Genomic DNA, 26,157 nt, shown 5'->3' with positions numbered 1-26,157 from the left:
TCAGGCCCTCTTCTGCCGGACGATCTGCTCCTGCTCGATCTCCGTCTCGGTCTCGTCCTCGGTGTCGCCGCCGACGAGCGGCGTGCCGTCACCCTTGAGGAAGCCGGCACGGAAGGCGTCGACCGCCTCCGAGAGCTGCGCCTCGGTCGCGTCCTCGAGCTTGCCCGTCTCGACGATCGTCGAGAAGACGTCCGTGTTACGACGCAGGTGGTCGAGCATCTCGGACTCGAAGCGACGCACGTCCTCCACGGGGACGTCGTCGAGCTTGCCCTTGGTGCCGGCCCAGATCGACGCGACCTGCTCCTCGACCGGGAACGGCGAGTACTGGCCCTGCTTGAGCAGCTCCATGAGGACCGCACCACGCTGGAGCTGGCCGCGCGACGCCGCGTCGAGGTCGGACGCGAACATCGCGAACGCCTCGAGCGAGCGGTACTGCGCGAGCTCGAGCTTCAGCGTGCCCGAGACCTTCTTCATCGCCTTGACCTGGGCGTCACCACCGACGCGGGACACCGAGATGCCGACGTCGACCGCCGGACGCTGGTCCGCGTTGAAGAGGTCGGACTGGAGGAAGATCTGCCCGTCCGTGATGGAGATGACGTTCGTCGGGATGTACGCCGAGACGTCGTTCGCCTTCGTCTCGATGACCGGCAGACCCGTCATCGAGCCCGCGCCGAGCTCGTCCGAGAGTTTCGCGCAACGCTCGAGGAGGCGGGAGTGCAGGTAGAAGACGTCACCGGGGTACGCCTCGCGGCCCGGCGGGCGGCGCAGCAGCAGCGACACGGCGCGGTACGCCTCGGCCTGCTTCGACAGGTCGTCGAACACGATGAGGACGTGCTTGCCGCCGTACATCCAGTGCTGGCCGATGGCCGAGCCGGTGTACGGGGCGAGGTACTTGAAGCCCGCCGGGTCGGACGCCGGGGCCGCGACGATCGTCGTGTACTCGAGCGCGCCGGCCTCCTCGAGGGCGCCGCGGACCGACGCGATCGTCGAGCCCTTCTGGCCGATGGCGACGTAGATGCAGCGGACCTGCTTCGTCGGGTCGCCCGACTCCCAGTTCGCCTTCTGGTTGATGATCGTGTCGATCGCGATCGCCGTCTTGCCCGTCTGGCGGTCACCGATGATCAGCTGACGCTGACCGCGGCCGATCGGGATCATCGAGTCGATCGCCTTGAGGCCCGTCTGGAGGGGCTCGTGGACCGACTTGCGCGCCATGACGCCGGGCGCCTGGAGCTCGAGGGCGCGGCGGCCCTCCGTCGCGACCTCGCCGAGGCCGTCGATCGGGTTGCCCAGCGGGTCGACGACGCGACCGAGGTAGCCGTCACCGACCGGGACGGAGAGGACCTCGCCCGTGCGACGGACCTCCTGCCCCTCCTCGATGCCGGTGAACTCGCCGAGCACGACGACACCGATCTCGCGGACGTCGAGGTTGAGGGCGAGACCGAGGGTCCCGTCCTCGAAGCGCAGCAGCTCGTTGGCCATCGCGCCCGGGAGACCCTCGACCTGGGCGATGCCGTCGGCGGCCAGGGTGACCCGGCCCACCTCCTCGGACACGGCGCCCTCGGGCTCGTAGGACTTCACGAAGCTGTCCAGAGCGGCCCGGATCTCCTCCGGCCGGATCGTCAGCTCAGCCATTGCTCTTCTCCTGTCGTGGCCGCACCTCGTGGTTCGGGTGCGGTCGAACGTTTGTCGGTTGTGCGGCCGGTGGCCGGCAGGACGGTCGTCGGTCGGAAGGGTGGGCTTCGTCAGCTCACGAGACGTCGGCGTGCGTCGGCCAGCCGGGACAGCACCGTGGAGTCCACGACGTCGGCACCGACCTGGACGCGCATCCCGCCGAGCACGGCGGGGTCGACCGTGACGTTGAGCTGCACGGCGCGCCCGTAGGCCCGCTCGAGCAGCGTCGAGAGCCGGTGGAGCTGTGCCTGCGTGAGCACCGTCGCCGACGTCACGGAGGCGACGAGGCGCTGCCGACGCTCGGCCGCGACCTCACCGATCCAGCCCAGCGTCGGGACGAACCGGCGCCCGCGCAGCGCGCGCGTCGCGTGGACCGCGAGGACCTCGGTCGCACGGTCGGCCTTCCCGCCGAGCAGCGCGTGCACGAAGGCGGCGCGACGCTCGGGGGCGATCGTGTCGTCGGAGAGGATCTGCCGTGCCTCGCGCTGCCCGACGAGCGCGCGCGACGTCCGGAAGAGCTCGTCCTCGACCTGCTCGAGCGCACCGCGCGCCTGGGCGGACGCGAGGACCGCCTCCAGGCCGAGACGCTCGGTCGCGTCCGCGAGGTCGCTCTCGCGCGACCACCGCGACCGGACGAGCCCGGCCATGAGGTCGACGACGCGCTCGTCGAAGCCCGACGCGAGGACGGCCGTGACGAGCCCGGCCTTGTCCGCACCGGAGCGCGACGGGTCCGCGAGCGAGCGCCGCAGCGGCGCCGACTCGTCGAGCGCCGCCGTGACCGCGAAGAGCTGCTCGCCGAGCGCGAGCGCGCTCTCGCCCGCCGAGCGCAGGACCGGCTCGAACCGGTCCCGCGCCTGCGTCAGGGACTCGCCGCTCGTTCCGCGCATCAGCGCTCCTCGGTGCCGGGACCGGTGCCCGCCGCGCTCGCCGCCGCGGGACCCGCGGCCTCGAGCTCGTCGAGGAAGCGGTCGACGACGCGGCTCTGGCGTGCCGAGTCGGCGAGCGACTCGCCCACGATCTTGGAGGCGAGCTCCGTCGCGAGCAGACCGACGTCGTTGCGCAGCGAGACCGCGGCCTGCTGGCGCTCGGCCTCGATCTGGCGGTGCGCCGTCTCGACGATGCGCGCGGCGTCGTCGGACGCCTTGGCCCGCAGGTCGGAGACGATGGCCGAACCCTCGGCGCGCGCCTCCTCACGGATCTTCGCCGCCTCGGTGCGTGCCTCCTGGAGCTGCTGGTGGTACTCCGCCAGCGCCGCCGCGGCCTCGGCCTGGGCGGACTCCGCCTTGGCCAGACCGCCCTCGATCTTCGCGGTGCGCTCGTCCAGGACCGCCTGGAACTTCGGCAGGACCGCCTTGTAGAAGACGACCGCGATGATGACGAGGACGACGGCCGACCACAGGATGTCGTAGTCGGCGGGGAGGAACAGGTCGATGCCTGCCGGCTCCTCGCCGGTCTCCGCCGCGAGGGTCAGCGCGGCGTCAGCCAGCGCCGTCATCACTGGAAGAGGAAGCCGGCGACGAGCCCGAGCAGCGCGAGCAGCTCGACGAACGCGACACCGAGGAACATGGTGGCGCGCAGCTGGCCGGCGACCTCAGGCTGGCGGGCCATGCCCTCGACGGTCTTGCCGATGAGGATGCCGAGGCCGATGCCCGGGCCGATCGCGGCGATGCCGTAGCCGATCGTGTTGATGCTGCCGGAGACCTCGGCGAGGGTGGTGACGTCCACGTGTGCTCGTTCCTTCCGTTGGGCGCCCGACCGGTCGGCCGGGCGTCACATTGAGTGGTGCGTGGTGGGAGAGGGTCGGTCGGGGCGCGCGGTGCGGCCTCGGGTCAGTGCTCCTCTTCGAGCGCGATGTTGAGGTACACCGACGCGAGGAGCGCGAAGATGTAGGCCTGCAGGGCCGCGACGAGGAGCTCGAAGAGCGTGAAGATCAGCCCGCCGGCGAGCGTCAGCACGCCGAAGGCCTTCATCGCGGGGACCGCCTCGAACACGAAGTACTGCGTCGCGGCGAAGCACAGCACCAGCATGATGTGGCCGGCGACCATGTTGGCGACGAGACGGATGGCGAGCGAGGCCGGCCGGATGATGAGGATCTGGAGCAGCTCGATCGGGGTGACGATCAGGTAGATCGGCGCCGGGATCCCCGGGGGGAAGAGGCTGTTCTTGAGGTAGCCGCCGAGGCCGTGCGCCTTGATGCCCACGACCCAGTAGGTGACGAGCACCCACAGCGCGAGCAGGAAGGGCAGGCCCATGCGGGCGGTCCCCGCCATGTTGAGGCCGGGGATGATGCCCGTGAGGTTGAAGGCGAGGACCGCGAAGAAGATCGTCGTGATCATCGGGACGAAGCGCTTGGCGTGCTCCTTGCCCATGATCTCCTCGACGATCTGGACCCGGACGAAGTCCAGCATCATCTCGATCGCGTTCTGGAAGCGCCCGGGGACAAGGCGCGCCCGACGCGCGGCGACGACGAAGATCGCGAGGAGGACGATCGTGGCCACGATCCGGACGATCCAGATCCGGTCGATCTGGAAGATGGTGCCCTCGAAGAGGATCGCCGGCGGGAAGAAGTCGGCGATGGACGGCGCGTGGAAGCCACCTTCGCTCTCGGATGCAGCGAGGAGCACGGGGGTCGCAAGCGTGGACAGGGTGGACTCCCAATGGTCGTGTGGTCCGGGCAGCCGTCACCCGTGGGTGGGCACGCCGTCGGACCTGGCCGTCATGGATTCGCCAGTAGCCTAACGTATGGATCCGCGTGCTCTCGCCGTTCCCGGCCGCTTGTGACATTTTGCTCATGCTGCGGGACGAGGGTCTCTCCCCCGGCCCGGCGACCTCGTGGTACGTCGGCCGCGCGTCGGTGGTACGTCAGCGCGCCGCGGGGTCGACGTAGGGGATCCGTCCCCTGCTCACCGCCCGGTAGTCGAGCGCCGCGGAGCCCATCACCCCGACGAGCAGGACCCCGGCGAACACCCACCGGTCGTAGAAGTCCATGCCACGCAGGACGACGAGGACCGCGACGAGCACCACCATCTTGCCGAGCCAGCTCGCCATGACGATCGCCGCCGTCGTCGTCGGGCTCGAGTCGACGGTGCGCAGCATCGTCCAGACCGTGGTCGCGGAGAAGATCAGCGCGACGCCCACGCCCAGGAGCGCGCCCCAGACCCCCGGCAGCCCGGCGACGAGCGCGCCGACGGCGACGCCGAGCACCGTCAGCGCCCCCAGCAGCACCAGCACGTCGCGCAGCGCGGTCCGGAACACCGCGCGCACCGCGCGTCCGTGCGCACCGATCGTCTGCTCGACGGGGCCGCCGGTCGCCGTACCGTCCGACGCGCCCTCCGACCTGGCGTCCGGTCGGTCGTCCGGGCGGGCGGGCTCGGGCTGGCTCGTCGTCATCTCAGGGCTTCCTTCGGCGGGGTGGGGACGGCGGACGACGCGGCCGGGTCGGTCGACCCGGGCGCGGAGGGGGTGGGGGGCGCGAGGACCGGCGGGACGTCGACCGACGCGGCGGCGTCGTCGTCGAGGAACCGCCCGCGCGTGCGCAGGGGTCCGAGCGTGAGGAGCGCAGCGGCCACGACGGCCGCCGCGAGGCCTGCGGCGACACCGTGCCAGTGCCACTGGACCAGCGCGACAGCGGCGAACGCGAACACGGCCGTCCAGACGTAGAGGATGAGCACCGCGCGCCGGTGCGAGTGCCCGATCGCGAGCATCCGGTGGTGCAGGTGCATGCGGTCCGGGTGGAACGGGGACTTGCCGCGCGCGACGCGGCGCACGACCGCCATGACCATGTCGAGCAGCGGCAGGAGGATCACCGCGAGCGGCAGGAGGAGCGGGATGAACGCCGGGATCTGCTGGGCGCCGGAGAGCGTGGTCGTGTCGACCCGGCCCGTCACGACGATCGCCGCGGCGGAGAACACGAGGCCGAGGACCATCGAGCCCGAGTCCCCCATGAAGATCCGGGCGGGGTGGAAGTTGTGCGGCAGGAACCCGACGCAGATGCCGACGAGGGCCGCGATGACGAGGGTCGCGAGGCTCGAGTAGTCGTCGGCGCTCGCCTTCTGCGTGAGCACGTACGAGTAGAGGAAGAACGCGGCGCCCCCGATCGCGACCAGGCCGGCCGCGAGGCCGTCGAGGCCGTCCACGAAGTTCACGGCGTTCATCGCCACCACGACCACGAGGATCGTCGCGACGAGCTGGAGGCGCGAGGACCAGATGAGCTGCTGCTCCCCGATGGGGATGGGCAGCGTGAACAGCACGACGCCCTGGCTCGCCATGAGCCCTGCCGCGAGCACCTGGCCCGCGAGCTTGGTCATCCAGTCGAGGTCCCAGATGTCGTCGGCGATGCCGAGGAGGCAGACGATCGCCGCCGCCCCGACGATCCCCCAGATCCGCGCGTCGGCGACCATCTGCCCCGCGACCTCGCCGACGAACACGCTCTCGAGGAAGGGCATCTGCGACGCGAAGACGACCGCCACGACCAGCCCCAGCAGCATCGCGAGGCCGCCGAGCCGGGGGGTCGGGATCGTGTGGACGTCGCGGTCGCGCACCGCCGTGATGGCGCCCGTGCGCAGCGCGACCCAGCGCGCGAAGGGTGTCGCGAGGAACGTCACCGCCGCGGCGACGAGCATCACGAGCAGGTAGACCCTCACCCGCCGTTCGCCTCCGGCTCCCCGGCGTCGCCGGAGCCTCGGGTCTCGGTAGACGCGTCGGCCAGGGCGTCGGTGGGCGCGGGCCCTGGCCCCTCCGGAGCGGCCTCGGCGGCCAGCTCGTCGTCGGGTCCGAGGACGGGCGCGACCTCGCGCAGCTGCTCGAGCGTCACGGCGCCCTGCCGCACGACGCGCAGCGCGCCGGACGTCGCGTCGACGATCGTGGACGCCACTCCCCCGGGCGCCGTCCCGCCGTCGAGGTAGACGCCGACGGCGCTGCCGAGCTGCTCGCGCGCGTCGTCGACGTGCAGCGCCGCAGGGCGGCCCGTGGCGTTCGCGGACGACACGGCGAGGGGCCCGGTGCGGCGCAGGAGCGCGAGCGCGGCAGGGTGGTCGGGCATGCGCAGGGCGACCGTGCCGTGCGTCTCGCCGAGGTCCCACGCGAGCGACGGCTGGGCCCGCAGGATGATGGTGAACCCGCCGGGCCAGAACGCCTCGACGAGGCGGCGGGCGTCGTCGGGCACGTCGGTGGCGAGGCCGTCGAGCGTGCGCGCGTCCGGGACGAGGACCGGCGGCGGCATGTGCCGGCCGCGGCCCTTCGCGGCGAGCAGCGCGGACACCGCCTCGGCGTCGAAGGCGTCGGCGCCGATGCCGTAGACGGTGTCGGTGGGCAGCACGACGAGGCCACCGCGGGAGATCGCGTTGACCGCCTCGTCGATGCCGGCGCCCCAGGTGTTCGGGTCGGTCACGGGGTGGACGGAGCTCACGGGTCCATCCTTCCACGCCCGTGCGGGGACCCTGGGTCATCGGCGGCACCGACGGCACCGGCTCGGCGCGCCACGACCATGCGGTCGCGGCCCGTGAGGTCCGTCAGGGTGCGCACCTCGACGAACGCGCCTGCGGCGCGGGCGGCGGCCCGCACGTCGGCCGCCTGCACCTCCGCGTGCTCCATGACGAACAGGCCGCCGGGCCGCAGCAGGCGCGCGGCGGCGCGCACGACGGCGCGCGGCACCTCCAGGCCGTCGGCGCCGCGCCCGTAGAGCGCCAGGTCGGGGTCGTGGTCGCGGACCTCCGGGTCGACCGGCACCGCGTCCGGCGGGATGTACGGCGGGTTCGACACGACGACGTCGACCGTCCCGTCGAGCTCGGCGAGCAGCGCCGGGTCGCCCACGTCACCGACGAGCGTGCGCTGGGTGCCCGACCCCACGCGCCCGGCGTTCGCCGTCGTGGCCCGCACGGCGTCGGGCGAGAGGTCGACCGCGACGACCCGCGAGCCCGGCACCTCGACGTCGACGCTGATCCCGATGACGCCCGACCCGCAGCACAGGTCCACGACGAGCGGCGGCCGGTCCGTGCGCTCCGGGTCGCCGCGGAGCCGTGCCGCCTCGTCGATCGCGACCTGCGCGACCGTCTCCGTCTCCGGACGGGGCACGAACACGTCGTCGAGCACCTCGACCGTGACGTGCCGGAAGACCGTGTGCCCGACGATGCGCTGGAGCGGCTCGCGCCCCCGTCGGCGCTCCACCGCGTCCGCGTAGTCGGCGAGGAAGCGGTCGGTCGCGCCCGCGGGCAGCGCCGGGGCGAGCGGGGCGTCGCCCGCGGGCAGCCGGTACCACTCGAGGCGCGGCAGGCCGAGGCTCCAGGCCGCGAGGGCCTCCGCGTCGTGGCGCGCGGACGGGACGCCGGCCTCCGCGAGGATCCCCTCGGCGGCCCGCACGGCGCGCCGCAGGTCGTCCACGGTGAGCACGGCGGGGACCGCGGTCCCGGCGGTCACCGACGCCGCGGGCACGGACGGCTCGACCGGCACGGACGACCCGGAGCGCGCGTCGCGCATCTCAGGCCCCGCCCGCGGCCGCGAGCCGGGCCGCCTCGTCCGCCTCCACGGCCGAGCGCACGACGGGGTCGAGGTCGCCGTCGAGCACCTGGTCCAGGTTGTACGCCTTGTACCCGGTGCGGTGGTCCGCGATGCGGTTCTCCGGGAAGTTGTAGGTGCGGATGCGCTCGGAGCGGTCGACGGTCCGCACCTGGGAGCGCCGCAGGTCCGCCGCCTCCGCGGCGGCCGCCTCCTGCTGCGCGGCGAGCAGGCGCGCGCGCAGCACGCGCATCGCCTGCTCCCGGTTCTGGAGCTGGGACTTCTCGTTCTGCATCGACACGACGATCCCTGTCGGCAGGTGCGTGATGCGCACCGCGGAGTCCGTCGTGTTGACGGACTGCCCGCCCGGGCCCGACGAGCGGTAGACGTCGATCCGCAGGTCGTTCGGGTCGATCTCGACCTCGCCCGCGTCCTCGACCTCGGGGAACACGAGGACACCGGCGGCGGACGTGTGGATGCGACCCTGCGACTCGGTCACGGGCACGCGCTGGACGCGGTGCACGCCGCCCTCGTACTTGAGGTTGGCCCAGACGCCCTCGGCCGGGTCGGACGGCGTGCTGCGCGCCTTCACCGCGACCTGGACGTCCTTGTAGCCGCCGAGGTCGGAGTCGGTCGACTCCAGGACCTCCGTCTTCCAGCCGCGGCGCTCGGCGTACCGCAGGTACATGCGCAGCAGGTCGCCGGCGAACAGCGCCGACTCCTCGCCGCCCTCGCCCGCCTTGATCTCGAGGATGACGTCGCGGCCGTCGTCGGGGTCGCGCGGGACGAGCACGCGGCGCAGGCGCTCGCGCGCCTCCTCCTCGGTGGCACGCAGGCCCGGGAGCTCCGCCGCGAACGCGTCGCCGTCGTCGCCGCCCAGCGCGGCGAGCTCGACCGCGGCCTCGGCGTCGTCGCTCGCCTCGCGCCACGCGCGGTAGGCGCCCACGACCTGGTTGAGCTCGGCGTAGCGCCGCCCGAGCGTGCGGGCGCGGCCCGCGTCGGCGTGGACGGCCGGGTCGGCGAGCTGCGCCTCGATCTCGGCGTGCTCGGCCAGCAACGGCTCGACGGCGGCGAACGACTCGGTCACGGACGGCTCCTCGGACGGTACGGCGGTGCGGGACGGCGGTCGCGGCCCGGCGCGGCGGCGCCGGGCGTGCGGTCGCACGCGGGCGCGTCGCGGGGCCGACCGGTCCGGCCGGCCCCGACAACGCGACAGCGCCGGTGGTCCGAGCGCACCGACTGCCCCTGGAGAGGTTGTCGGGCTCGGACCACCGGCGCTGCGGTGCTGCTACTTGCCGGCGTCCTTCTTGCCGTAGCGCGCCTGGAAGCGCGCCACGCGACCACCGGTGTCGAGGATCTTCTGCTTGCCCGTGTAGAACGGGTGGCAGGCGCTGCACACGTCGGAGCTGATCTTGCCCGACGTCTCGGTGCTGCGCGTCACGAACGTGTTCCCGCAGGTGCACGTCACCTCGGTGACGACGTACTCGGGGTGGATACCAGACTTCACGGTTTTCTCCTTGGGGTGACGTCTCCGGGTCAGGTGCGGCTACCGCGCCTGTGAACCGGCGACAAGCGGCCTGACGAGCGCAGGCCGACGAACCATTGTGCCAGAACGCGCGGGGGCCCCGAGAACTTCCCGGGGCCACCCGCCGTCGATGACCGGGCGACGCGTCAGATCGTGCGGCCGACGTTGTCGTCGTCGGCCAGCCCGCCGGGCGTCGTCTTCTGGACGTGCAGCAGGAACTCGACGTTCGTCTGCGTCTTCTTGAGCTGGCCGAGCAGCAGCTCGATCGCCTGCTGCTGGTCGAGGGCACCCATGACGCGGCGGAGCTTGTAGATGATCTTCAGCTCGTCCTGCGACATGAGGATCTCCTCGCGGCGCGTGCCGGACGCGTTGACGTCCACGGCCGGGAAGATGCGCTTGTCCGCGAGGTTGCGGGACAGGCGGAGCTCCATGTTCCCCGTGCCCTTGAACTCCTCGAAGATGACCTCGTCCATCTTCGAGCCCGTCTCGACGAGCGCCGAGGCGAGGATCGTCAGGGAGCCGCCGTTCTCGATGTTGCGCGCCGCGCCGAAGAACCGCTTCGGCGGGTAGAGCGCGGACGCGTCCACACCACCGGACAGGATGCGGCCCGAGGCCGGTGCCGCGAGGTTGTACGCGCGGGAGAGGCGGGTGAGCGAGTCGAGGAGCACCACGACGTCCTGGCCGAGCTCGACCAGGCGCTTCGCGCGCTCGATCGCGAGCTCGGCGACGATCGTGTGGTCCGACGCGGGGCGGTCGAACGTCGAGGCGATGACCTCGCCGCGGACCGTCCGCTCCATGTCGGTGACCTCTTCGGGCCGCTCGTCCACGAGCACCACCATGAGGTGGACCTCGGGGTTGTTCGCGGCGATCGCGTTGGCGATCTGCTGCATGATGATCGTCTTGCCGGCCTTGGGCGGCGCGACGATGAGACCGCGCTGGCCCTTGCCGATCGGCGCGACGATGTCGATGACGCGCGGCGTGAGACGCGTGGCCTCGGAGTTCTCGAGGCGCAGGCGCTCCTGCGGGTACAGCGGCGTGAGCCGGTTGAACTCCGGGCGCTCGCGCGCCGCCTCGGGCGACATGCCGTTGACCGTGTCGAGGCGGACGAGCGCGTTGAACTTCTGGCGCGCGGTGTTGCCCTGGTTCTCGCCCTCGCGCGGCTGGCGCACGGCGCCCGTCACGGCGTCGCCGCGGCGCAGCCCGGCCTTCTTCACCTGGCCGAGCGACACGTAGACGTCGTTGTTGCCCGGCAGGTAGCCGCTCGTCCGGACGAACGCGTAGTTGTCGAGGATGTCGAGGATGCCCGCGACGGGGAGCAGGACGTCGTCCTCGTTGACCTCGATGTCGTCGAGGCCCGAGAGGTCCGGACCCTGGCGGTTGCGGCCGCGCTTGCGGTCGCGGTCGCGACCCCGGTCGCGGCCCCGACGGCGGCGCCCGCCGCGCTCGTCGTCGAGGAGCTGGCGGTCGTCGCGGCGGTCGCCCTGACGCTCGCCGCGGCCCTGCTGACCGGACTGCTGACCGGACTGCTTCTCCGGCTGCTGCTCGCGCTGGCGCTCGCCGCCCTGCTGGTCGCGCTGGCGGTCGCCGCGCGGCGCGTCGGCGTCGCCCTCGCCCGTGCGCGGTGCGCCGGTGCCCCGACCCGCACGGCGCGAGCCGCGCTCGCCCGTGACGAGACCGACGGCGGCGGCGGCGCGCGCGGCGCGCTCGTCGGGCGACTCGTTCGAGGTGTCGCGCGTGCGCACCCCCTCGCCGAGCGCCTCGGCGACGGCGGCCGCGGCCTCCGAGCGGGCGTCGCGGCGGCCGTCGCGGCGCTCACCGCGCTGCTCGTCGGCGCGCACCGGGAGGTCGAGCACGGGAGCGGCGGTGCGCTCCTCGCGGCTCGCGGCCGACGGCGCGTCCTGGCGCGCCACCGGGGAGTCGGTGCCGGCCGCGGGGCTCGCCGCGGGCCGCTCGGCGCGGCGGCTGCGGCCGCGCCCCGAGGCGACGGGCGCCTCGTTCGTCTCACGCGACGCGGCAGGCGCCGCGTCCGTGTCACGCCGCGACGCGGCGGGGCGCTCGGAGGCGCCCTGCTCGCCGGTGCGGGCGCGGATGACGTCCACGAGATCGCCCTTGCGCATCTTGGACGTGCCCTTGACCCCGAGCTGGGAGGCGAGCGCCTGCAGCTCCGGGAGGCGCAGGGTGGAGAGCGCGCCGTTCCGGGCGGTACCGCCGGCAGCGGCCGAACCGGTCGCGCTGCTCGTGGCGGTGTCGATGGTGTCTGTCACGAAGGACCCTTCCCCCTCGTTTGCGTCCGTCTCTCAGAGGGCGGACCGCGGGTGGTCGACGCCCGGCCGTGACGGCCGGTGCGCAGGTGTCACCACGCGTCAGTGGTACGACGACGTCATCTGACGCGGGCTGGATTGCCTTCTCTCGGACGGGCTCTGTCGCGGCACTTCCGCGCTGGAGAACGCTCGACTGCTGATGCGAGAGCGTGACCGAAGGCTGGGACCATCCTAGCACCGGCAGGACAGCGCTCAGAGCCGTTCGGCCACGACCCCGCGCGTGTCGACGTCGAGGCGGCTGACCGACCAGTCCGCGCTCCCCCCGACGAGCTCGTCCGCGACGCCCGCGACCTCGTCGAGGCGGTCCGCCCCGGACAGGACGAGCACGGTAGGACCGGCACCCGACACCGTCGCCGCGAGCCCTCGCGCCCGCAGCGCGCGGACGAGCTCCGACGTCGTCGGCATGACGCCGGCACGGTACCCCTGGTGGAGCCGGTCGTCGGTCGCGTCGAGGAGCAGGTCGGGGCGTCGCGTGAGCGCCTCGACCAGCAGGGCCGACCGCCCCGCGTTGAACGCCGCGTCGGCGTGCGGCACGTGCGCGGGGAGCACGCCGCGCGCGCGGCTCGTCGCGAGCCGCGCCGAGGGGACCAGCACCGTCGCCCGCAGGTCGGGATGCACGTCGAGCCGGACGGCGCGCGCCCCGGATCCGGGCGTCCCGCTCTCCCACGCGACGGTCGCGCCGCCGAGCAGCGCGGGCGCCGCGTTGTCGGGGTGCCCCTCGATCGCGGTCGCGAGGCCGAGCGCGACGTCGTCGTCGAGGACCGACGGGTCGGCGACGAGCGCGCGCGCGGCGACGATGCCCGCGACGACGGCCGCGGCGGACGACCCGAGGCCCCGCCCGTGCGGGACGCGGTTGACGCACGTCAGGTGCAGGCCCGTCTGCGGCGCACCCGCCACGTCGAGCGCGGCCCGCAGTGCGCGCACCACCAGGTGCGACGCGTCGCCGGGCACCTCCCCCGCGCCCTCGCCCTCGACGTCGACCACGACGTCGTCGCTCGCGAGCGCGCGCACCTCGAGCACGTCGTGGAGCGCGAGCGCGAGGCCCAGCGCGTCGAAGCCGGGGCCGAGGTTCGCGCTCGTCGCCGGGACGCGCACCCGTACGTGGTCCGCGCCGAGCTGCATCAGTCGAGCCCGAGGGCGTCGGCGATGGACACGACGTCGGCGGTCACGCGCGTCGGCTGGACCTCGGTGCCGTCGAGCGTGCGCAGCGCCCACTGCGGGTCCTTGAGACCGTGCCCGGTGACCGTGACGACGATCCGCGCGCCGGCGGGCACGAGCCCGCGCTCGGCGCGCGCGAGGATCCCGGCGACGCCGGCGGCCGACGCGGGCTCGACGAACACGCCGACCTCGCTCGACAGGACGCGGTGCGCCGCGAGGATCTGCTCGTCGGAGACGGCCTCGATGACGCCGCCCGACTCGTCGCGCGCGGCCTCGGCGAGCTCCCACGACGCGGGGTTGCCGATGCGGATGGCGGTCGCGACGGTCTCGGGCTCCGTGATCGGGTGGCCCGCGACGATCGGCGCGGCGCCCGCCGCCTGGAAGCCCCACATCTGCGGCGTGCGCGTCGCGACGGCCGGCAGGCCCTCCCCCGCGTGCCCCGCGACGCCCTGGCCGGCGTACTCGCGGAAGCCCTTCCAGTACGCGGTGATGTTCCCCGCGTTGCCGACGGGCAGCGCGTGGATGTCCGGGGCGTCTCCGAGCGCGTCGACGATCTCGAAGGCGCCCGTCTTCTGGCCCTCGATGCGGTCGGGGTTGACCGAGTTCACGAGCTCGACCGGGTACGCCTCGGCGAGCTTGCGCGCCGCGACGAGGCAGTCGTCGAAGTTGCCGTCGACCTGGAGCAGGCGCGCGCCGTGGGCGATCGCCTGGCTCAGCTTGCCCATCGCGATCTTGCCGTCCGGGACGAGCACCGCGCACGTCATGCCCGCGCGCACGGCGTAGGCGGCCGCCGACGCCGACGTGTTGCCCGTGGACGCGCACACGACCGCCTGCGCGCCGCGCCCGGCGGCCGCGGAGATCGCCGTCGTCATGCCGCGGTCCTTGAACGACCCCGTCGGGTTCATGCCCTCGACCTTGACGAAGACCTGGGCACCCGTGCGCGCCGACAGGGCCGGCGCCTCGACGAGCGGCGTGCCTCCCTCGCCGAGCGTGACGATGCGCTCGGACACGTGCGCGGGCAGCCGGTCACGGTACTCGGCGATGATGCCTTGCCACTGGTGGGCCATCTCGTGGGCCATCAGGCTCCCTCGACTCTCAGGACGGACGTGATCGTGCGGACGGGCTCGAGCTCGGCGACCGCCGCGACGGTGGCCGACAGCGCCGACTCCGGCGCCGCGTGCGTGGTGATGAGGAGCTCCGCGACGCCCGGCTCGGCGACGTCGGCCCCGCCGCGCGCCGTCGGCTGGCGGACCGCCTCGATGGACACGCCGTGCTCGGCGAGCGCGTGCGCGACCTGCGCGAGCACGCCCGGGCGGTCCTCGACGTCGAGGCGCACCTGGTAGCGCGTGACCGCGGCGCTCGCCGGGAGGATCGGGAGCTCGGCGTACGTGGACTCCTGCGGCCCCTTGCCCCCGAGCACGCGGTGGCGGGCGGCGGAGACGACGTCGCCCAGGACGGCGGACGCCGTCGGGGCGCCGCCCGCGCCGCGCCCGTAGAACATGAGCTCGCCCGCGGACTCCGCCTCGACGAACACCGCGTTGAACGAGCCGCGCACGTTCGCGAGCGGGTGCGAGGTCGGCACGAGCGCGGGGTGCACGCGCACGGACACGCCCGCCTCCGCGCCGGTGGCGTCGCCGTCGCGCCGTTCGGCGATGGCGAGGAGCTTGATGACGTGGCCCGTCTGCGCGGCCCACGCGACGTCGTCGGCCGTGACGGCCAGGATGCCCTCGCGCGCGACGTCGTCGAGGGACACGCGCGTGTGGAACGCGAGGCTCGCGAGGATCGCCGCCTTGGCCGCGGCGTCGTACCCCTCGACGTCCGCCGTCGGGTCCGCCTCCGCGTAGCCGAGGTCCTGCGCCTCGCGGACGGCCTCGTCGAGGTCCCTGCCCGTCGAGGCCATCTGGTCGAGCACGTAGTTGGTCGTCCCGTTGACGATGCCGAGCACGCGCCGCACGCGGTCGCCCGCGAGCGACTCGCGCACCGGGCGGACGATGGGGATCGCGCCCGCGACGGCGGCCTCGAAGTAGATGTCCACCCCGGCGGCGTCGGCCGCCTTGTAGAGCGTGGGGCCGTCCTCGGCGAGCAGCGCCTTGTTCGCCGTCACGACGGCGGCGCCCGCCTCGATCGCGCGCAGCAGCAGCGACCGCGCGGGCTCGGTGCCGCCCATCACCTCGACGACGATGTCGGCACGCTCGACGAGGCCCGCCGCGTCCTCCGTGAGCAGCGACCGGTCCACCGCGGCGTCGCGCGGCGCGGACGAGTCCCGGACCGCGATCCCGACGAGCTCCAGGGGCGCCCCGACCCGGGACGCGAGGTCGTCGGCCTGCTCCGTGAGCAGCCGCGCGACCTGGGTGCCGACGACGCCGCACCCCAGCAGGGCGACGCGCAGGGGCGGGTGGGACTCGGCGGCAGACGGCACGACGGACCTTCCTCGGGTGGTCAGGACGGGTGCGGCACCGCGCACGGTCCGGGTCGTGCCCGGGTGGCGCGGGAGCCGCAGGCACAGGATACGGCGACGGGTCCGCCCGCCCGGGGCGTGCCCACAGGTCGGATGCCGACCGGCGGGCACGACCCGGTGGGGTCAGCCCTCGTCGAGCGCGAGCAGGTCCTCGACGGTCTCGCGCCGCACGAGCACGCGGCTCGCGCCGTCGTGCACGGCGACCACGGGCGGACGCGTCAGCAGGTTGTAGTTCGACGCCATCGAGCGGCCGTACGCCCCCGTGGCGGGCACCGCGAGCAGGTCGCCCGCCCGCACGTCGCCGGGGAGCAGCACCTCGTGCACGACGATGTCGCCGCTCTCGCAGTGCTTGCCCACGACGCGCGCGAGCACGGGCCCGGCCTCGGACGCCCGCCCGACGACCTCCGCGTGGTACTGCGCCGCGTAGAGCGCGGGGCGGATGTTGTCGCTCATGCCGCCGTCCACCGACACGTACGTGCGCACGCGCCCGTCGTCGAGGGTCACGGGCTTCACGGTGCCGACCGTGTAGAGCGTGAGACCGGCCGGCCCGACGATCGCGCGCCCCGGCTCGATCGAGAACCGCGGCAGCGGAGTGCCGAGCTCCGCGGCCACCGCCTCGACCGCGCGCGCGACGTCCTTCGCGACGCGCTCCGGGTCGAGCGCGACGTCGCCCGGGAGGTACGCGATGCCGTAGCCGCCGCCGATGTCGACCTCGTCGACGAGCACGCCCGAGCGGTCCGCGAGCCGCGCCCGCAGCTCCAGCACGGCGCGCGCCGCGACCTCGAAGCCCGAGGGGTCGAGGATCTGGGAGCCGATGTGCGAGTGGATCCCGAGCAGGTGCAGCTCGGGGCGCGCGACGACGTCGAGCAGCGCGGTCATCGCCGGGGAGTCGCCGGCCGGTCTGCCGTCCGCGGAGCGCGACGACGCGACCGACAGCCCGAACTTCTGGTCCTCGTGCGCGGTCGAGATGTACTCGTGCCCGCCCGCGTGGACGCCCGTCGTCACGCGGACCATGACGGGCGCGACGACGCCGCGCTCCCCCGCGAGGCGTGCGACCCTCTCGACCTCGACGAGCGAGTCGACGATGATCCGACCCACGCCCTCGTCGAGCGCGCGCCCGATCTCGGCGTCGGACTTGTTGTTGCCGTGCAGGCCGATCTCGGGACCGGGGACGCCGGCGCGCAGCGCGACGGCGAGCTCTCCCCCGCTCGCGGTGTCGACGCGCAGGCCCTCCTCGCGCGCCCAGCGCGCGACGGCGACCGTGAGCAGCGCCTTGCCCGCGTAGTACACGTCGACGTCCGACCCGACGGCGCGGAACGCCGTCTCGAACGCCGTGCGGTACGCGCGCGCCCGGGCGCGGAAGTCCGCCTCGTCGAGCACGTACGCGGGCGTCCCGTGCTCGGCCGCGAGCGTGCGGACGTCGACGCCCGCGACCTCGACGACGCCGTCGTCCCGGCGCCGCACGCCGCGCGACCACGGCTCGCCGGGGTGACCCGGCAGGCTCGTGCTCACATGCGCTCCGGCGCGGTCACGCCGAGCAGCCCCAGGCCGTTGGCGAGGACCTGGCGCACCGCGTCGTTGAGCCACAGGCGCGTGCGGTGCGTGTCCGTGACCTCCTCGTCCGGGTAGGGCAGGACGCGCTGCGACTTCTGCTGGTACCACGTGTGGTAGTCGCCGGCCAGGGCCTCGAGGTAGCGCGCGACGCGGTGCGGCTCGCGCAGCTCGGCCGCCTGGGCGACGATGCGCGGGAACTCGGTGAGACGCCCGACGAGCGCCGCCTCGCTCGGGTGGTCGAGCAGCGCGGGCTCGAACCCGTCGGCGCGCGAGACGCCGCGGTCGGCCGCGTTGCGGTCCACCGCCGCGGTGCGCGAGTGCGCGTACTGCACGTAGTAGACGGGGTTCTCGTTCGTCGCCCGCGCGAGCAGGTCGAGGTCGAGGTCGATGTTCTGGTCCGCGGAGGAGCGGGCGAGCGAGTAGCGCGCGGCGTCGACGCCGACGGCGTCCACCAGGTCCTCCAGCGTCACGACCGTCCCGGCGCGCTTGGACATGCGCACGGGCTGGCCGTCCTTGACGAGGTTGACCATCTGCCCGATGAGGAGCTGGAGGTTCTTGCCCGGCGTGTCACCGAAGGCCGCGCAGACCGCCATCATGCGGCCGACGTACCCGTGGTGGTCGGCGCCGAGCATGATGATGACCTCGTCGAAGCCGCGCTCGCGCTTGTCGAGGTAGTAGGCGATGTCGCCCGCGATGTACGCGGCGTCGCCGTCGGACTTGATGACGACGCGGTCCTTGTCGTCGCCGAAGTCGGTCGTGCGCAGCCAGGTCGCGCCGTCCTTCTCGAACATGTGCCCGGACCCGCGCAGACGCTCGACCGCCCGCTCGACGGCGCCCGACTCGTGCAGCGAGTCCTCGTGGAAGTACACGTCGAAGTCGACGCCGAAGTCGTGCAGCGACGCCTTGATCTCGCCGAACATGCGCTCGACGCCGCGCGCGCGGAACACCTCCTGCGCCTCCGCGTCCGGGAGCGTGCGCGGGTCGGGGTCGCCCGCGGCGACGGCGTCCGCGACGACCGCGTCCGCGATCTCGGTGATGTACTCGCCGCCGTACCCGTCCTCCGGTGCCTCCTGGCCGCGCGAGCGCGCGAGGAGCGAGCGCGCGAAGCGGTCGATCTGCGCGCCGTGGTCGTTGAAGTAGTACTCCCGCGTCACGGTCGCGCCGCTCGCCTCGAGCACGCGCGCGAGCGAGTCGCCGACGGCGGCCCAGCGGACCCCGCCGATGTGGATGGGCCCGGTCGGGTTCGCGGAGACGAACTCGAGGTTGACCTTCTTGCCCGCCTCGGAGTCGCCGCGCCCGTACGCCGGGCCGGCCTCGACGATGGTGCGCGCGAGCTCGCCCGCGGCGGCCGCGTCGAGGGTGATGTTGAGGAATCCGGGGCCCGCGACGTCCACGGCCCGGATGCCCGGGTGCGCGGCGAGGCGGCGCGCGAGGTCCTCGGCGAGCACGCGCGGCGTCGTGCCCGCCTTCTTCGCGAGCTGCAGCGCGACGTTCGTGGCCCAGTCGCCGTGCTCGCGCTGCCGGGGTCGCTCGACGTGGACGCGCTCGGGGACCGCGGTCGGGTCCAGGTCGAGGGTGCCGTCGGCGACGGCGGCGGCCAGGGCAGCGCTCAGCGCTTCGGAGAGCTCGTCGGGGGTCACCGGGCGATTCTACCGAGGCGCGGGCACCGTCCGTCGCGGGATCTCGCCGGGCCGGCGCCGGGTCGGCGCAGTGCTGGCGCAGGGCTGGCGCGGAGTCGGCCCAGGGGTCCGGCCGGAGGTGGGCCCGGAGGTCGGCGCACCCCGCGCGGGCTGGTAGTCTCGTGCATCGCGTCGGCGGTCACCGTCGGCGCTCGCCCTCGTAGCTCAGTGGATAGAGCGTCTGCCTCCGGAGCAGAAGGTCGTAGGTTCGAATCCTATCGAGGGCACCCGCACCGCTCCCACGAGCCCGGCCCGCCTCGCGCGGCCGGGCTCGCGCCGTCTCCGGCCCGTGCACGAGGTCCCGCCACGACCCCCGCGCTCCCGCTACGGTGGGGCCATGACCGACGGCGGCTACGGGGACTTCGAGTTCGAGCGCCGGTTCCTCGTGCGCGAGCTGCCCGAGGACCTGCGCGACGCGCCCGCCCTCATCGTGCAGAGCTACTACCTGGCCGACGAGGGCTACGCGCTGCGGCTGCGCGCCAAGGTGCCCACGGTCGACGCGACGATGGACGCCACGACCGACCCGGTCCGGCTGCTCGACCGCTACGCCCCCGCCGTCGACCTGTGCACGCTCACCGTCAAGGGCCCGATGGCCGGCGGCACGCGCTACGAGGCGGAGCGCGAGGTCGACGTGGCGGTCGGCGTCCAGATGATCCGCCGCGGCGGTGCGCGCGTCGTCAAGACGCGGTACTCCGTGTGGGTCGGGGCCGACGGCTGGGTCGTCGACGTGTTCGGCGGGGCGAACCACCCGCTCGTCGTCGCGGAGTGCGAGCGCACCGGCCCGGTCACGGACCTGCAGATCCCCGCGTTCTGCGTCACCGAGCTCACGGACGACCCCCGGTTCTCGAACGACGCCCTCGCGGGCCGCCCCTACGGCGCGTGGCGCGAGGAGTTCGAGGCCGAGCTCGCCGCGTCCGGCCCGCGGTTCCTCCAGGACTTCGGCCGCAACGAGCGGCTCTCCGGCCCGTAGCCGCCGCGCGGCCACGCCCGACGGCGGTCCCCCCGCCCCGGTCAGCGCAGCGCGTCCGCCGCCGCGCACACCGCGCCGACGTCGAACCGGACCGTGCGCCCGTCGACAGGCACCCACCCGGGCTCGTGCCCGAACAGGACGGCCCACGGCAGCGCGCCGGGCGACACGTGCTCGCGCGCACGGTCGTGCGCACGCGCCTCCGCGACCTCGCGCTCGACGGCGTCCTCCAGCGCGACGAGGTCGGCCCGCACCGCGTCGCCCTTCTCCGTGAGCCGGTGTGCCCGTCCCGTCTCCAGGTAGCCGTCGTGGCGCGCGCTCCGCACGACCCGGCGCGCGGCGTCGTGCACGCGGAGGCGCAGGGCGTCGTCGGCGGGGTCGAGCGCGACGCGGGCGCCCTCGTCCGCCGTCTCGCCGAAGAGGGTCGACAGCGCGAGGTGCTCGCGCTCGGAGGCGGGCGACGCGTCGAGGAGGACGAGGACGGGGGGCTCGCCGGGCGCCGTCGGCTCCACGCGGACGAGGCCGCTCACGGCGAGGCTCAGCACCTGCGCGGCGAGCGCGTGCTCGGGGCGGCGCAGGACGACCGCGGCGAGGAGCAGGTCGGCCACGGTCCGACGATACGGCGCGGCGCGGCCGCGCGCGGGGCGACCGGCCGGAGGCGCGTCAGGAGTTCTGGATCTCCTCGACGCCCTGGACGAACTCGAAGTGCCAGGGCTCGTAGGCGCCGCTGCCGCCGCGCTTGGCCCACGCGGGGTTGGCCCAGCCGTACGTGCCGCCGTTCTGGTTGATCCACGCGTAGACCTCGCGCGAGCCGGTCTCCACGGAGCAGAGGTCGATCGCGAGCCCCCACCCGTGCATGGACCAGCCGGGGGGCGCCGCGAAGGCGCCCCGGGAGGACTTGAGCGAGACCTGCGTCGAGAGCGTGCGGTACGACGACACGAGGCAGAGGTCTCGGCCGAAGGTCGCCCGGAACGCCTCGTTCATCGCGGAGAGGGCGACGGCCGCGTCGGGCCGCAGGTGCTCGTCGGCCTGCCACAGCTCGCACAGCGCGTGCTCGTCGAGGTTGCCGTTCGTGCCCTCGGGTCGCACCGTCGGGTCGCAGCCCGGCAGCGGGTCGCGCGCGGCGGAGCGGGAGGCCGCCTCCCGGCGCACCTCGACGCGGGGGGCGGCGGCGACGCTCGGGGACACGGCGGGCGCCGTCGGGGCGGCGGTCGCGAGGTCGAGCGCGCTCGGGCCGACGGGGCGGGTGTCCGGCTCGAAGGGCGAGCCGGTGCCGAGCGCGTCGTCGGCGCCCGCGGAGAGCGGCATCGCGATGGTCGCGGCGGCGAGCGTCCCGAGGACGGCGACGCGCGGCACCCAGCGGTGCTGGCTGGAGACCTGTGCCTGGGGGCGGCGACGCCGGGAGCCCTGCTCCGCCTCGCGCCGGGCCCGTCGTGAGTCGAGGGCGGGTGCGCCGTTCTGCGACTCCACCCGCCACCTGCCTCTCACGTCTTCGGGGTGGCTCCGAGCCACCGATGACCGATCAATCACGGAACAGTAACGAAGGGCTCCGGCGATGCCAAGTCCCCTGCTCAGGGCCTCGGCGGAGCGTCCTCCGCGAACCTCGCGCCGCCGGACCCGCCGACCTACGGCCGACGCTGCATCGCGTCGCGCACCTCGCCGACGAGCTCCTCGAGGATGTCCTCGAGGAAGACGACCCCGAGCGCGCCGCCGCCCTCCGGACCGTCGACGCGCGCCAGGTGCGCCCCCGAGCGCTGCATGGCGCGCAGCGCGTCCTCCACCTCGTCGTCGGGCGCGGCGGCCGCGAGCGCCCGCACGCGCCACGACGGGACGGGGGCCTCGCGCGTCGTCTCGTCCGCGTAGAGGACGTCCTTGACGTGCAGGTAGCCCACGAGGTCGCCCGTGACGTCCGCGACGGCGAACCGGGAGAAGCCGGTCTTCGCGACGAGGCGCTCGACCTCGTCGGGCGTGCAGCCCTCCGTCACGGTGACGAGGTCCGCGACGGGCACCATGACGTCCTGCGCGGTGCGCTCGGAGAACTCGATGGCTCCCGACAGCAGCCCTTGCTCGTCGCGCAGCACGCCCTCGGCCTGGGAGTGCTCGACGATGGACTGCACCTCCTCGGCGGTGAACGCCGACGCCACCTCGTCCTTCGGCTCGACGCCCGTGGCGCGCACCGCGTGGTTCGCGAGCCAGTTGAGCGCGACGATGACGGGGCGCAGCACGCGGCCGATCCACACGAGCGGCGGGCCGAACCACATGACGGCCGTCTCCGGACCGGAGACCGCGAGGTTCTTCGGGACCATCTCGCCCAGCACCACGTGCAGGTAGACGACGATCGCGAGCGCCACGACGAACGCGATCGGGTGCGCGAGCGCGGTGCTCACGCCGAGCGCGTGCAACGGGTCCTCGATGAGGTGCGCGATGGCGGGCTCCGCGACGACGCCCAGACCCGTGGAGCAGACGGTCACGCCGAGCTGGGCGCACGCGAGCATGAGCGACACGTGCTCCATCGCCCACAGGACCGTCTGGGCGCGCCGGTTGCCCTGCGCGGCGAGGGGCTCGATCGCCGAGCGGCGCGCGGAGATCACCGCGAACTCGGCGCCGACGAAGAACGCGTTGCCGGCGAGCAGGAGGAGCGCGACGAGGAGCGCCGTGGTGGAGCTCATGCGTCCCCCTCCGTCGGCGTCGCGCGGACCGAGAGCCGCTCGACGCGCCGCCCCTCCATCGCCTCCACGCGCAGCACCACGCGGTGCCGGCCCGCGCCTGCGGCGACCTCGTCGCCCGGCTCGGGCACCCTGCCCAGGCGGGCCATGACGAGGCCGCCGAGCGTCTCGTAGGCGCCGTCCTCCGGGACACGGAGGCCGGTGACCTCGGTGAGCTCGTCGGGCCGCATGACGCCGGGCACGAGCCACGAGCCGTCCGCGCGGCGGGCCGCGCCGGAGCGCCGGGGGTCGTGCTCGTCCGCGACGTCGCCCACGAGCTCCTCGACGACGTCCTCGAGCGTGACGACGCCCGAGGTGCCGCCGTACTCGTCGACGACGACCGCCATCTGGAGACCGAAGCCGCGGAGCTCGACGAGGAGCGGTCCGAGCCGCACCGTCTCGGGCACGCGCGGGGCGTCGGCCATGAGGGCCGCCGCCGGGACCTCGTGCCTCCGGTCGTACGGGACGGCGACGGCGCGCCGCAGGTGGACGAGGCCGACGACGTCGTCGCGGTCCTCGCCGATGACGGGGAACCGCGAGTGCCCGGTCCGGCGGGCGGCGTCGACGACGTCCGCGGCCGTCGCGTCCCGGTCCACGACGACCATGCGCATGCGGTCGGTCATGACGTCGACGGCGCTCAGCTCGTCGAGCTCGATCGAGTTGGTGAGGAGGGTCGCGACGGAGACGTCGAGCGTGCCCTCCTGCGCCGAACGGCGTACGAGCGCGGCGAGCTCGGACGCCGAGCGGGCGCCCGACAGCTCCTCGCGCGGCTCGACCCCGACGCGGCGCAGGATCGCGTTCGCCGAGCCGTTGAGCACGGCGATGACCGGCCGGAACAGCTTGGTGAACTGCCGCTGCACGGGCACGACCTGCCGCGCGGTGGCGTAGGGCGCGCTGAGTGCGAAGTTCTTCGGGATGAGCTCGCCGAAGAGCATCGAGACGAAGTTCACGACGAGCAGCGCGAGGACGCCCGCGAGGACCGCGGAGGCCGCGCGGCCGAGCGGCGTCGAGCTCAGGGCTTCCCCGAAGAGCGAGAGGAGCGCCGGCTGCGCGGTGTACCCGAGGAGGATGGTGGTGAGGGTGATGCCGACCTGCGCCGAGGAGAGCTCGGTCGACAGGTGCTTGAGCCCGGCCCGGACGCTGCGGTCGCGGCGGTCGGGGCCGCCCGTCCCGCCCGACGGCGGGGAGCCGCGTCTGTCGCCCTCCTGGTCGGCGTCGTCCCCGGCGGGGAGGACGGCGGGGTCGAGGGTGACCAGGGAGAACTCGCTGGCCACGAAGACGGCGGTACCTGCGGTGAGGAGCACCCCGAGCGCGACCATGACCCAGTCGCCTACCACGAGGTGCTCCACCGATATCGGGAGGTGCTCTTCATCGTGCCGACGATGGTAGCGCTCGCCCGTCGCGCGGCGCCCGGGAGGGAGGGCCCGGCGGCGCCCGGGCGGCCGACCGGGCCACGCGACCTGGCCCCGGGACGACGACGAAATCCAGCCGACCTGGGCCGACGTGTGCCACGCTGTATCCCATGGCAGATCCGAGGGCAGCGAGCGCAGCACCGACCGGCGCGGGGGCCGGTCCCGTCCCCGGCCGCGGGCCCGTGCCCACGACCGCGCCGGTGGCCGGTGGCGGCACCCCGCAGCAGGCGGCCACGGTCCTCGTCGTCGAGGACGAGCCGGCCATCGCGACCGCCATCGCCCAGCGACTGAGCGCCGAGGGCTGGCGCGTCGAGGTCGCGCGGGACGGTCTGTCCGCCGTCGACGCCGCGACGCGGCTGCGCCCGGACGCGATCGTCCTCGACGTCATGCTCCCCGGCATCGACGGCCTCGAGGTCACGCGCCGCATCCAGGCGGAGCAGCCCGTCCCGATCCTCATGCTCACCGCGCGCGACGACGAGACCGACATGCTCATCGGGCTCGGCGTCGGCGCGGACGACTACATGACGAAGCCGTTCTCCATGCGCGAGCTCGTCGCGCGCATCAAGGCGCTGCTGCGGCGCGTCGACCGCGCCACGCAGGCCGCGAGCTCCGCCCCGAGCGACCCGCCCATGACGGTGGGCGACGTGACGATCGACAAGGCCCAGCGCCGCGTCTACCGCGCGGGCGAGGAGGTCCACCTCACGCCCACCGAGTTCGAGCTGCTCGTCATGCTCGCGAGCTCGCCGAAGACGGTCCTCACGCGCGAGCGCCTGCTCGCCGAGGTGTGGGACTGGGCGGACGCCAGCGGGACGCGCACCGTCGACTCCCACATCAAGGCGCTGCGCCGCAAGCTCGGTGCGGACCTCATCCGCACGGTCCACGGCGTCGGCTACGCGTTCGAGCCGCCCGCCGGATGACCTCCCCCGCTGCCGACCCCACCGACCCCGCCGACGGCACGGACCCGGGGCAGGCGCAGGCTCCCGGCCCGGCCCGGCCGGCGCCGCACCGGGCCCACACGATCCGCCCGCACCTGCCGGACGTCCGACCGCTCGACTCGTTCCGGTCGCTGAAGATCAAGCTCGGGGTGCTCGTCGCCGCGACGGTGACGCTCGCCGTCCTCATCACGTGGATCGGGCTGCAGAACCAGCTCGGGCCGTCGCGCACGTTCCCGCTCGCGATCGTCCTGTCCCTGCTGCTCACGCAGCTCCTCGCGCGCGGCATGACGTCCCCCCTGCGGGAGATGACCGCCGCCGCCCGCGCGATGGCCGACGGGGACTACACGCGCCGGGTGCGCGCGACGAGCCGGGACGAGGTCGGGCAGCTCGCGGTGGCGTTCAACGTCATGGCGGAGGACCTCGCGACCAGCGACCAGGTGCGCCGCGAGCTCATCGCCAACGTCTCGCACGAGCTGCGCACCCCGATCGCCGCGCTGCAGGCCCAGCTCGAGAACGTCGTGGACGGGGTGACACCCCCGACGCCCGCGACGATGGAGATGTCGCTCGCGCAGACCGAGCGACTCACGCGGCTCGTCGCGTACCTCCTGGACCTGTCCCGCATCGAGGCGGGCGCGGCGGCGCTCAACATCACCCAGATCGACGTCGGCGACTTCCTCGAGGAGAACGCCGAGGCGGTGTCGATGGTCGAGGCCGGCAAGCAGCTGCGCTACGTCGTCGACGTCACGCCCCCGGACCTCGTGCTCGAGGCGGACCGCGAGCGGCTGCACCAGGTGGTGACCAACCTCCTGCAGAACGCGATCCGCCACTCGCCGCAGGGCGGGGAGATCCGGCTCGAGGCGTACCCGGTGGACGACGACGTCGTGCTCGAGGTCGTGGACGAGGGACCGGGGATCGCCAAGGAGGACCGCGAGCGGATCTTCGAGCGGTTCGCCCGGGCGAGCGCGACGGGCGCGCACACGACGACCGGCGGCTCGACAGGCGGGACGGGGATCGGGCTCGCGATCGTGCGCTGGGCGGTCGACCTGCACGGCGGACGGATCGAGGTCGCGGACTCGCGCCGCGGGGCGACGATGCGCGTCACCCTGCCCGCGCACGCGGGCTCCGCGCCGTTCCCGCCCGAGGACGGCGACGCGTCGTACGCGGCGCACCCCGACGTGCGGTGACCCCGTCCTGACAGCACGCGCACCGGCTCGCGCTCGCGGGTGAGATGCGTCACACCGTCGCGCGGAGATACCTCGGGATGGCGTGGAATTCCGCGA

The 26,157-nt window shown here is 74.1% G+C and carries 24 protein-coding genes and 1 tRNA gene; 4 read left to right on the top strand and 21 right to left on the bottom strand.

What is annotated here, in order from left to right; all coding sequences use genetic code 11:
* The 17 genes from atpA to argS all read right to left on the bottom strand — a co-directional run bounded on the left by atpA (position 1) and on the right by argS (position 18,819).
* A complete protein-coding gene (gene atpA, locus ABIE39_RS10415) occupies positions 1-1,632 on the bottom strand; it encodes a F0F1 ATP synthase subunit alpha (protein ID WP_034653508.1) in 1,632 nt (543 codons plus the stop codon).
* A 110-nt stretch (positions 1,633-1,742) separates the two neighbouring features.
* Positions 1,743-2,558 carry a F0F1 ATP synthase subunit delta gene (locus ABIE39_RS10410; protein WP_354051639.1) on the bottom strand — a complete coding sequence of 272 codons (816 nt, stop codon included), beginning with the start codon at positions 2,556-2,558 and terminating at the stop codon, positions 1,743-1,745.
* Positions 2,558-3,166: a F0F1 ATP synthase subunit B gene (locus ABIE39_RS10405; protein ID WP_175009172.1), complete on the bottom strand. Its 609-nt coding sequence runs from the start codon at positions 3,164-3,166 to the stop codon at positions 2,558-2,560. The genes ABIE39_RS10410 and ABIE39_RS10405 overlap by 1 nt, the downstream gene beginning before the upstream one ends.
* Positions 3,166-3,396 carry an ATP synthase F0 subunit C gene (locus ABIE39_RS10400; RefSeq protein ID WP_021482769.1) on the bottom strand — a complete coding sequence of 77 codons (231 nt, stop codon included), beginning with the start codon at positions 3,394-3,396 and terminating at the stop codon, positions 3,166-3,168. Before ABIE39_RS10400 ends, ABIE39_RS10405 begins: the two co-directional genes overlap by 1 nt.
* Before the next feature lie 104 nt (positions 3,397-3,500).
* Complete coding sequence (atpB, locus tag ABIE39_RS10395) at positions 3,501-4,295, bottom strand: F0F1 ATP synthase subunit A (RefSeq protein WP_354051636.1); 795 nt, start codon at positions 4,293-4,295, stop codon at positions 3,501-3,503.
* A 238-nt stretch (positions 4,296-4,533) separates the two neighbouring features.
* A complete protein-coding gene (locus ABIE39_RS10390) occupies positions 4,534-5,061 on the bottom strand; it encodes a Cg1360 family ATP-synthase-associated protein (RefSeq protein ID WP_354051634.1) in 528 nt (175 codons plus the stop codon).
* The gene (locus tag ABIE39_RS10385; protein WP_175009171.1) at positions 5,058-6,314 is read right to left on the bottom strand and encodes an MraY family glycosyltransferase; all 1,257 of its coding nucleotides are present in this window, start codon (positions 6,312-6,314) and stop codon (positions 5,058-5,060) included. Before ABIE39_RS10385 ends, ABIE39_RS10390 begins: the two co-directional genes overlap by 4 nt.
* The gene (locus ABIE39_RS10380) at positions 6,311-7,078 is read right to left on the bottom strand and encodes an L-threonylcarbamoyladenylate synthase (protein ID WP_175009170.1); all 768 of its coding nucleotides are present in this window, start codon (positions 7,076-7,078) and stop codon (positions 6,311-6,313) included. Before ABIE39_RS10380 ends, ABIE39_RS10385 begins: the two co-directional genes overlap by 4 nt.
* Positions 7,075-8,145, bottom strand: coding sequence for a peptide chain release factor N(5)-glutamine methyltransferase (prmC, locus tag ABIE39_RS10375; RefSeq protein ID WP_175009169.1), 1,071 nt, complete (start codon positions 8,143-8,145; stop codon positions 7,075-7,077). The genes ABIE39_RS10380 and prmC overlap by 4 nt, the downstream gene beginning before the upstream one ends.
* 1 nt (position 8,146) lies before the next feature.
* The gene (gene prfA, locus ABIE39_RS10370; protein WP_175009168.1) at positions 8,147-9,250 is read right to left on the bottom strand and encodes a peptide chain release factor 1; all 1,104 of its coding nucleotides are present in this window, start codon (positions 9,248-9,250) and stop codon (positions 8,147-8,149) included.
* A 201-nt stretch (positions 9,251-9,451) separates the two neighbouring features.
* Positions 9,452-9,670 carry a 50S ribosomal protein L31 gene (gene rpmE, locus ABIE39_RS10365; protein ID WP_074807541.1) on the bottom strand — a complete coding sequence of 73 codons (219 nt, stop codon included), beginning with the start codon at positions 9,668-9,670 and terminating at the stop codon, positions 9,452-9,454.
* A 164-nt stretch (positions 9,671-9,834) separates the two neighbouring features.
* Positions 9,835-11,952: a transcription termination factor Rho gene (gene rho / locus ABIE39_RS10360; protein WP_354051631.1), complete on the bottom strand. Its 2,118-nt coding sequence runs from the start codon at positions 11,950-11,952 to the stop codon at positions 9,835-9,837.
* Positions 11,953-12,201: 249 nt separating this feature from the next.
* Positions 12,202-13,131, bottom strand: a complete 930-nt coding sequence (gene thrB / locus ABIE39_RS10355; protein ID WP_175009166.1) for a homoserine kinase — start codon at positions 13,129-13,131, stop codon at positions 12,202-12,204.
* Entirely contained in the window at positions 13,131-14,234 is a 1,104-nt protein-coding gene (thrC, locus tag ABIE39_RS10350) for a threonine synthase (RefSeq protein WP_175009213.1), read from the bottom strand. The genes thrB and thrC overlap by 1 nt, the downstream gene beginning before the upstream one ends.
* Positions 14,235-14,245: 11 nt before the next feature.
* Positions 14,246-15,586, bottom strand: coding sequence for a homoserine dehydrogenase (locus tag ABIE39_RS10345; protein WP_354051629.1), 1,341 nt, complete (start codon positions 15,584-15,586; stop codon positions 14,246-14,248).
* Between the two features lie 162 nt (positions 15,587-15,748).
* Positions 15,749-17,137, bottom strand: coding sequence for a diaminopimelate decarboxylase (gene lysA / locus ABIE39_RS10340; RefSeq protein WP_175009165.1), 1,389 nt, complete (start codon positions 17,135-17,137; stop codon positions 15,749-15,751).
* A complete protein-coding gene (gene argS, locus ABIE39_RS10335) occupies positions 17,134-18,819 on the bottom strand; it encodes an arginine--tRNA ligase (RefSeq protein WP_354051627.1) in 1,686 nt (561 codons plus the stop codon). The genes lysA and argS overlap by 4 nt, the downstream gene beginning before the upstream one ends.
* Positions 18,820-19,012: 193 nt before the next feature.
* Between argS and ABIE39_RS10330 the strand changes: the two genes are divergently transcribed.
* Together ABIE39_RS10330 and ABIE39_RS10325 are read left to right on the top strand one after the other, a co-directional pair.
* A tRNA-Arg gene (locus tag ABIE39_RS10330) sits at positions 19,013-19,085 on the top strand.
* Between the two features lie 110 nt (positions 19,086-19,195).
* A complete protein-coding gene (locus tag ABIE39_RS10325; RefSeq protein WP_034655122.1) occupies positions 19,196-19,828 on the top strand; it encodes a CYTH domain-containing protein in 633 nt (210 codons plus the stop codon).
* A gap of 41 nt (positions 19,829-19,869) precedes the next feature.
* On the opposite strand, the gene ABIE39_RS10320 is transcribed toward ABIE39_RS10325, so the two are convergent.
* The 4 genes from ABIE39_RS10320 to ABIE39_RS10305 form a co-directional block, all read right to left on the bottom strand.
* Complete coding sequence (locus tag ABIE39_RS10320; RefSeq protein ID WP_175009163.1) at positions 19,870-20,433, bottom strand: hypothetical protein; 564 nt, start codon at positions 20,431-20,433, stop codon at positions 19,870-19,872.
* Between the two features lie 55 nt (positions 20,434-20,488).
* Entirely contained in the window at positions 20,489-21,295 is an 807-nt protein-coding gene (locus ABIE39_RS10315; RefSeq protein WP_175009162.1) for a D-alanyl-D-alanine carboxypeptidase family protein, read from the bottom strand.
* A gap of 155 nt (positions 21,296-21,450) precedes the next feature.
* The gene (locus tag ABIE39_RS10310; protein WP_034655108.1) at positions 21,451-22,494 is read right to left on the bottom strand and encodes a hemolysin family protein; all 1,044 of its coding nucleotides are present in this window, start codon (positions 22,492-22,494) and stop codon (positions 21,451-21,453) included.
* Positions 22,491-23,867 carry a hemolysin family protein gene (locus ABIE39_RS10305; RefSeq protein ID WP_114553572.1) on the bottom strand — a complete coding sequence of 459 codons (1,377 nt, stop codon included), beginning with the start codon at positions 23,865-23,867 and terminating at the stop codon, positions 22,491-22,493. The genes ABIE39_RS10310 and ABIE39_RS10305 overlap by 4 nt, the downstream gene beginning before the upstream one ends.
* 185 nt (positions 23,868-24,052) lie before the next feature.
* Here ABIE39_RS10305 and ABIE39_RS10300 point away from each other — a divergent pair, with 185 nt between their 5' ends.
* Complete coding sequence (locus ABIE39_RS10300) at positions 24,053-24,859, top strand: response regulator transcription factor (protein WP_228088118.1); 807 nt, start codon at positions 24,053-24,055, stop codon at positions 24,857-24,859.
* Positions 24,856-26,061: an ATP-binding protein gene (locus ABIE39_RS10295; RefSeq protein ID WP_175009161.1), complete on the top strand. Its 1,206-nt coding sequence runs from the start codon at positions 24,856-24,858 to the stop codon at positions 26,059-26,061. Before ABIE39_RS10300 ends, ABIE39_RS10295 begins: the two co-directional genes overlap by 4 nt.
* Positions 26,062-26,157 lie beyond the last annotated feature (96 nt).

It is taken from the genome of Cellulosimicrobium sp. 4261 (assembly GCF_040546915.1).
GTDB classification, from domain to species: domain Bacteria; phylum Actinomycetota; class Actinomycetes; order Actinomycetales; family Cellulomonadaceae; genus Cellulosimicrobium; species Cellulosimicrobium cinnabarinum.
The sequence above is the reverse complement of the archived record's forward strand: the minus strand, read 5'-3'. Positions and strand labels throughout refer to the sequence as shown.

Excerpts from the sequence above, each read along its gene's own strand:
- atpA (WP_034653508.1), bottom strand. The coding sequence starts at position 1,632 with ATGGCTGAGCTGACGATCCGGCCGGAGGAGATCCGGGCCGCTCTGGAC.
- ABIE39_RS10410 (WP_354051639.1), bottom strand. The coding sequence starts at position 2,558 with ATGCGCGGAACGAGCGGCGAGTCCCTGACGCAGGCGCGGGACCGGTTC.
- ABIE39_RS10405 (WP_175009172.1), bottom strand. The coding sequence starts at position 3,166 with ATGACGGCGCTGGCTGACGCCGCGCTGACCCTCGCGGCGGAGACCGGC.
- ABIE39_RS10390 (WP_354051634.1), bottom strand. The coding sequence starts at position 5,061 with ATGACGACGAGCCAGCCCGAGCCCGCCCGCCCGGACGACCGACCGGAC.
- prmC (WP_175009169.1), bottom strand. The coding sequence starts at position 8,145 with ATGCGCGACGCGCGCTCCGGGTCGTCCGTGCCGGTCGAGCCGTCCGTG.
- thrB (WP_175009166.1), bottom strand. The coding sequence starts at position 13,131 with ATGCAGCTCGGCGCGGACCACGTACGGGTGCGCGTCCCGGCGACGAGC.
- thrC (WP_175009213.1), bottom strand. The coding sequence starts at position 14,234 with ATGGCCCACCAGTGGCAAGGCATCATCGCCGAGTACCGTGACCGGCTG.
- ABIE39_RS10325 (WP_034655122.1), top strand. The coding sequence starts at position 19,196 with ATGACCGACGGCGGCTACGGGGACTTCGAGTTCGAGCGCCGGTTCCTC.
- ABIE39_RS10310 (WP_034655108.1), bottom strand. The coding sequence starts at position 22,494 with ATGAGCTCCACCACGGCGCTCCTCGTCGCGCTCCTCCTGCTCGCCGGC.
- ABIE39_RS10300 (WP_228088118.1), top strand. The coding sequence starts at position 24,053 with ATGGCAGATCCGAGGGCAGCGAGCGCAGCACCGACCGGCGCGGGGGCC.
- ABIE39_RS10295 (WP_175009161.1), top strand. The coding sequence starts at position 24,856 with ATGACCTCCCCCGCTGCCGACCCCACCGACCCCGCCGACGGCACGGAC.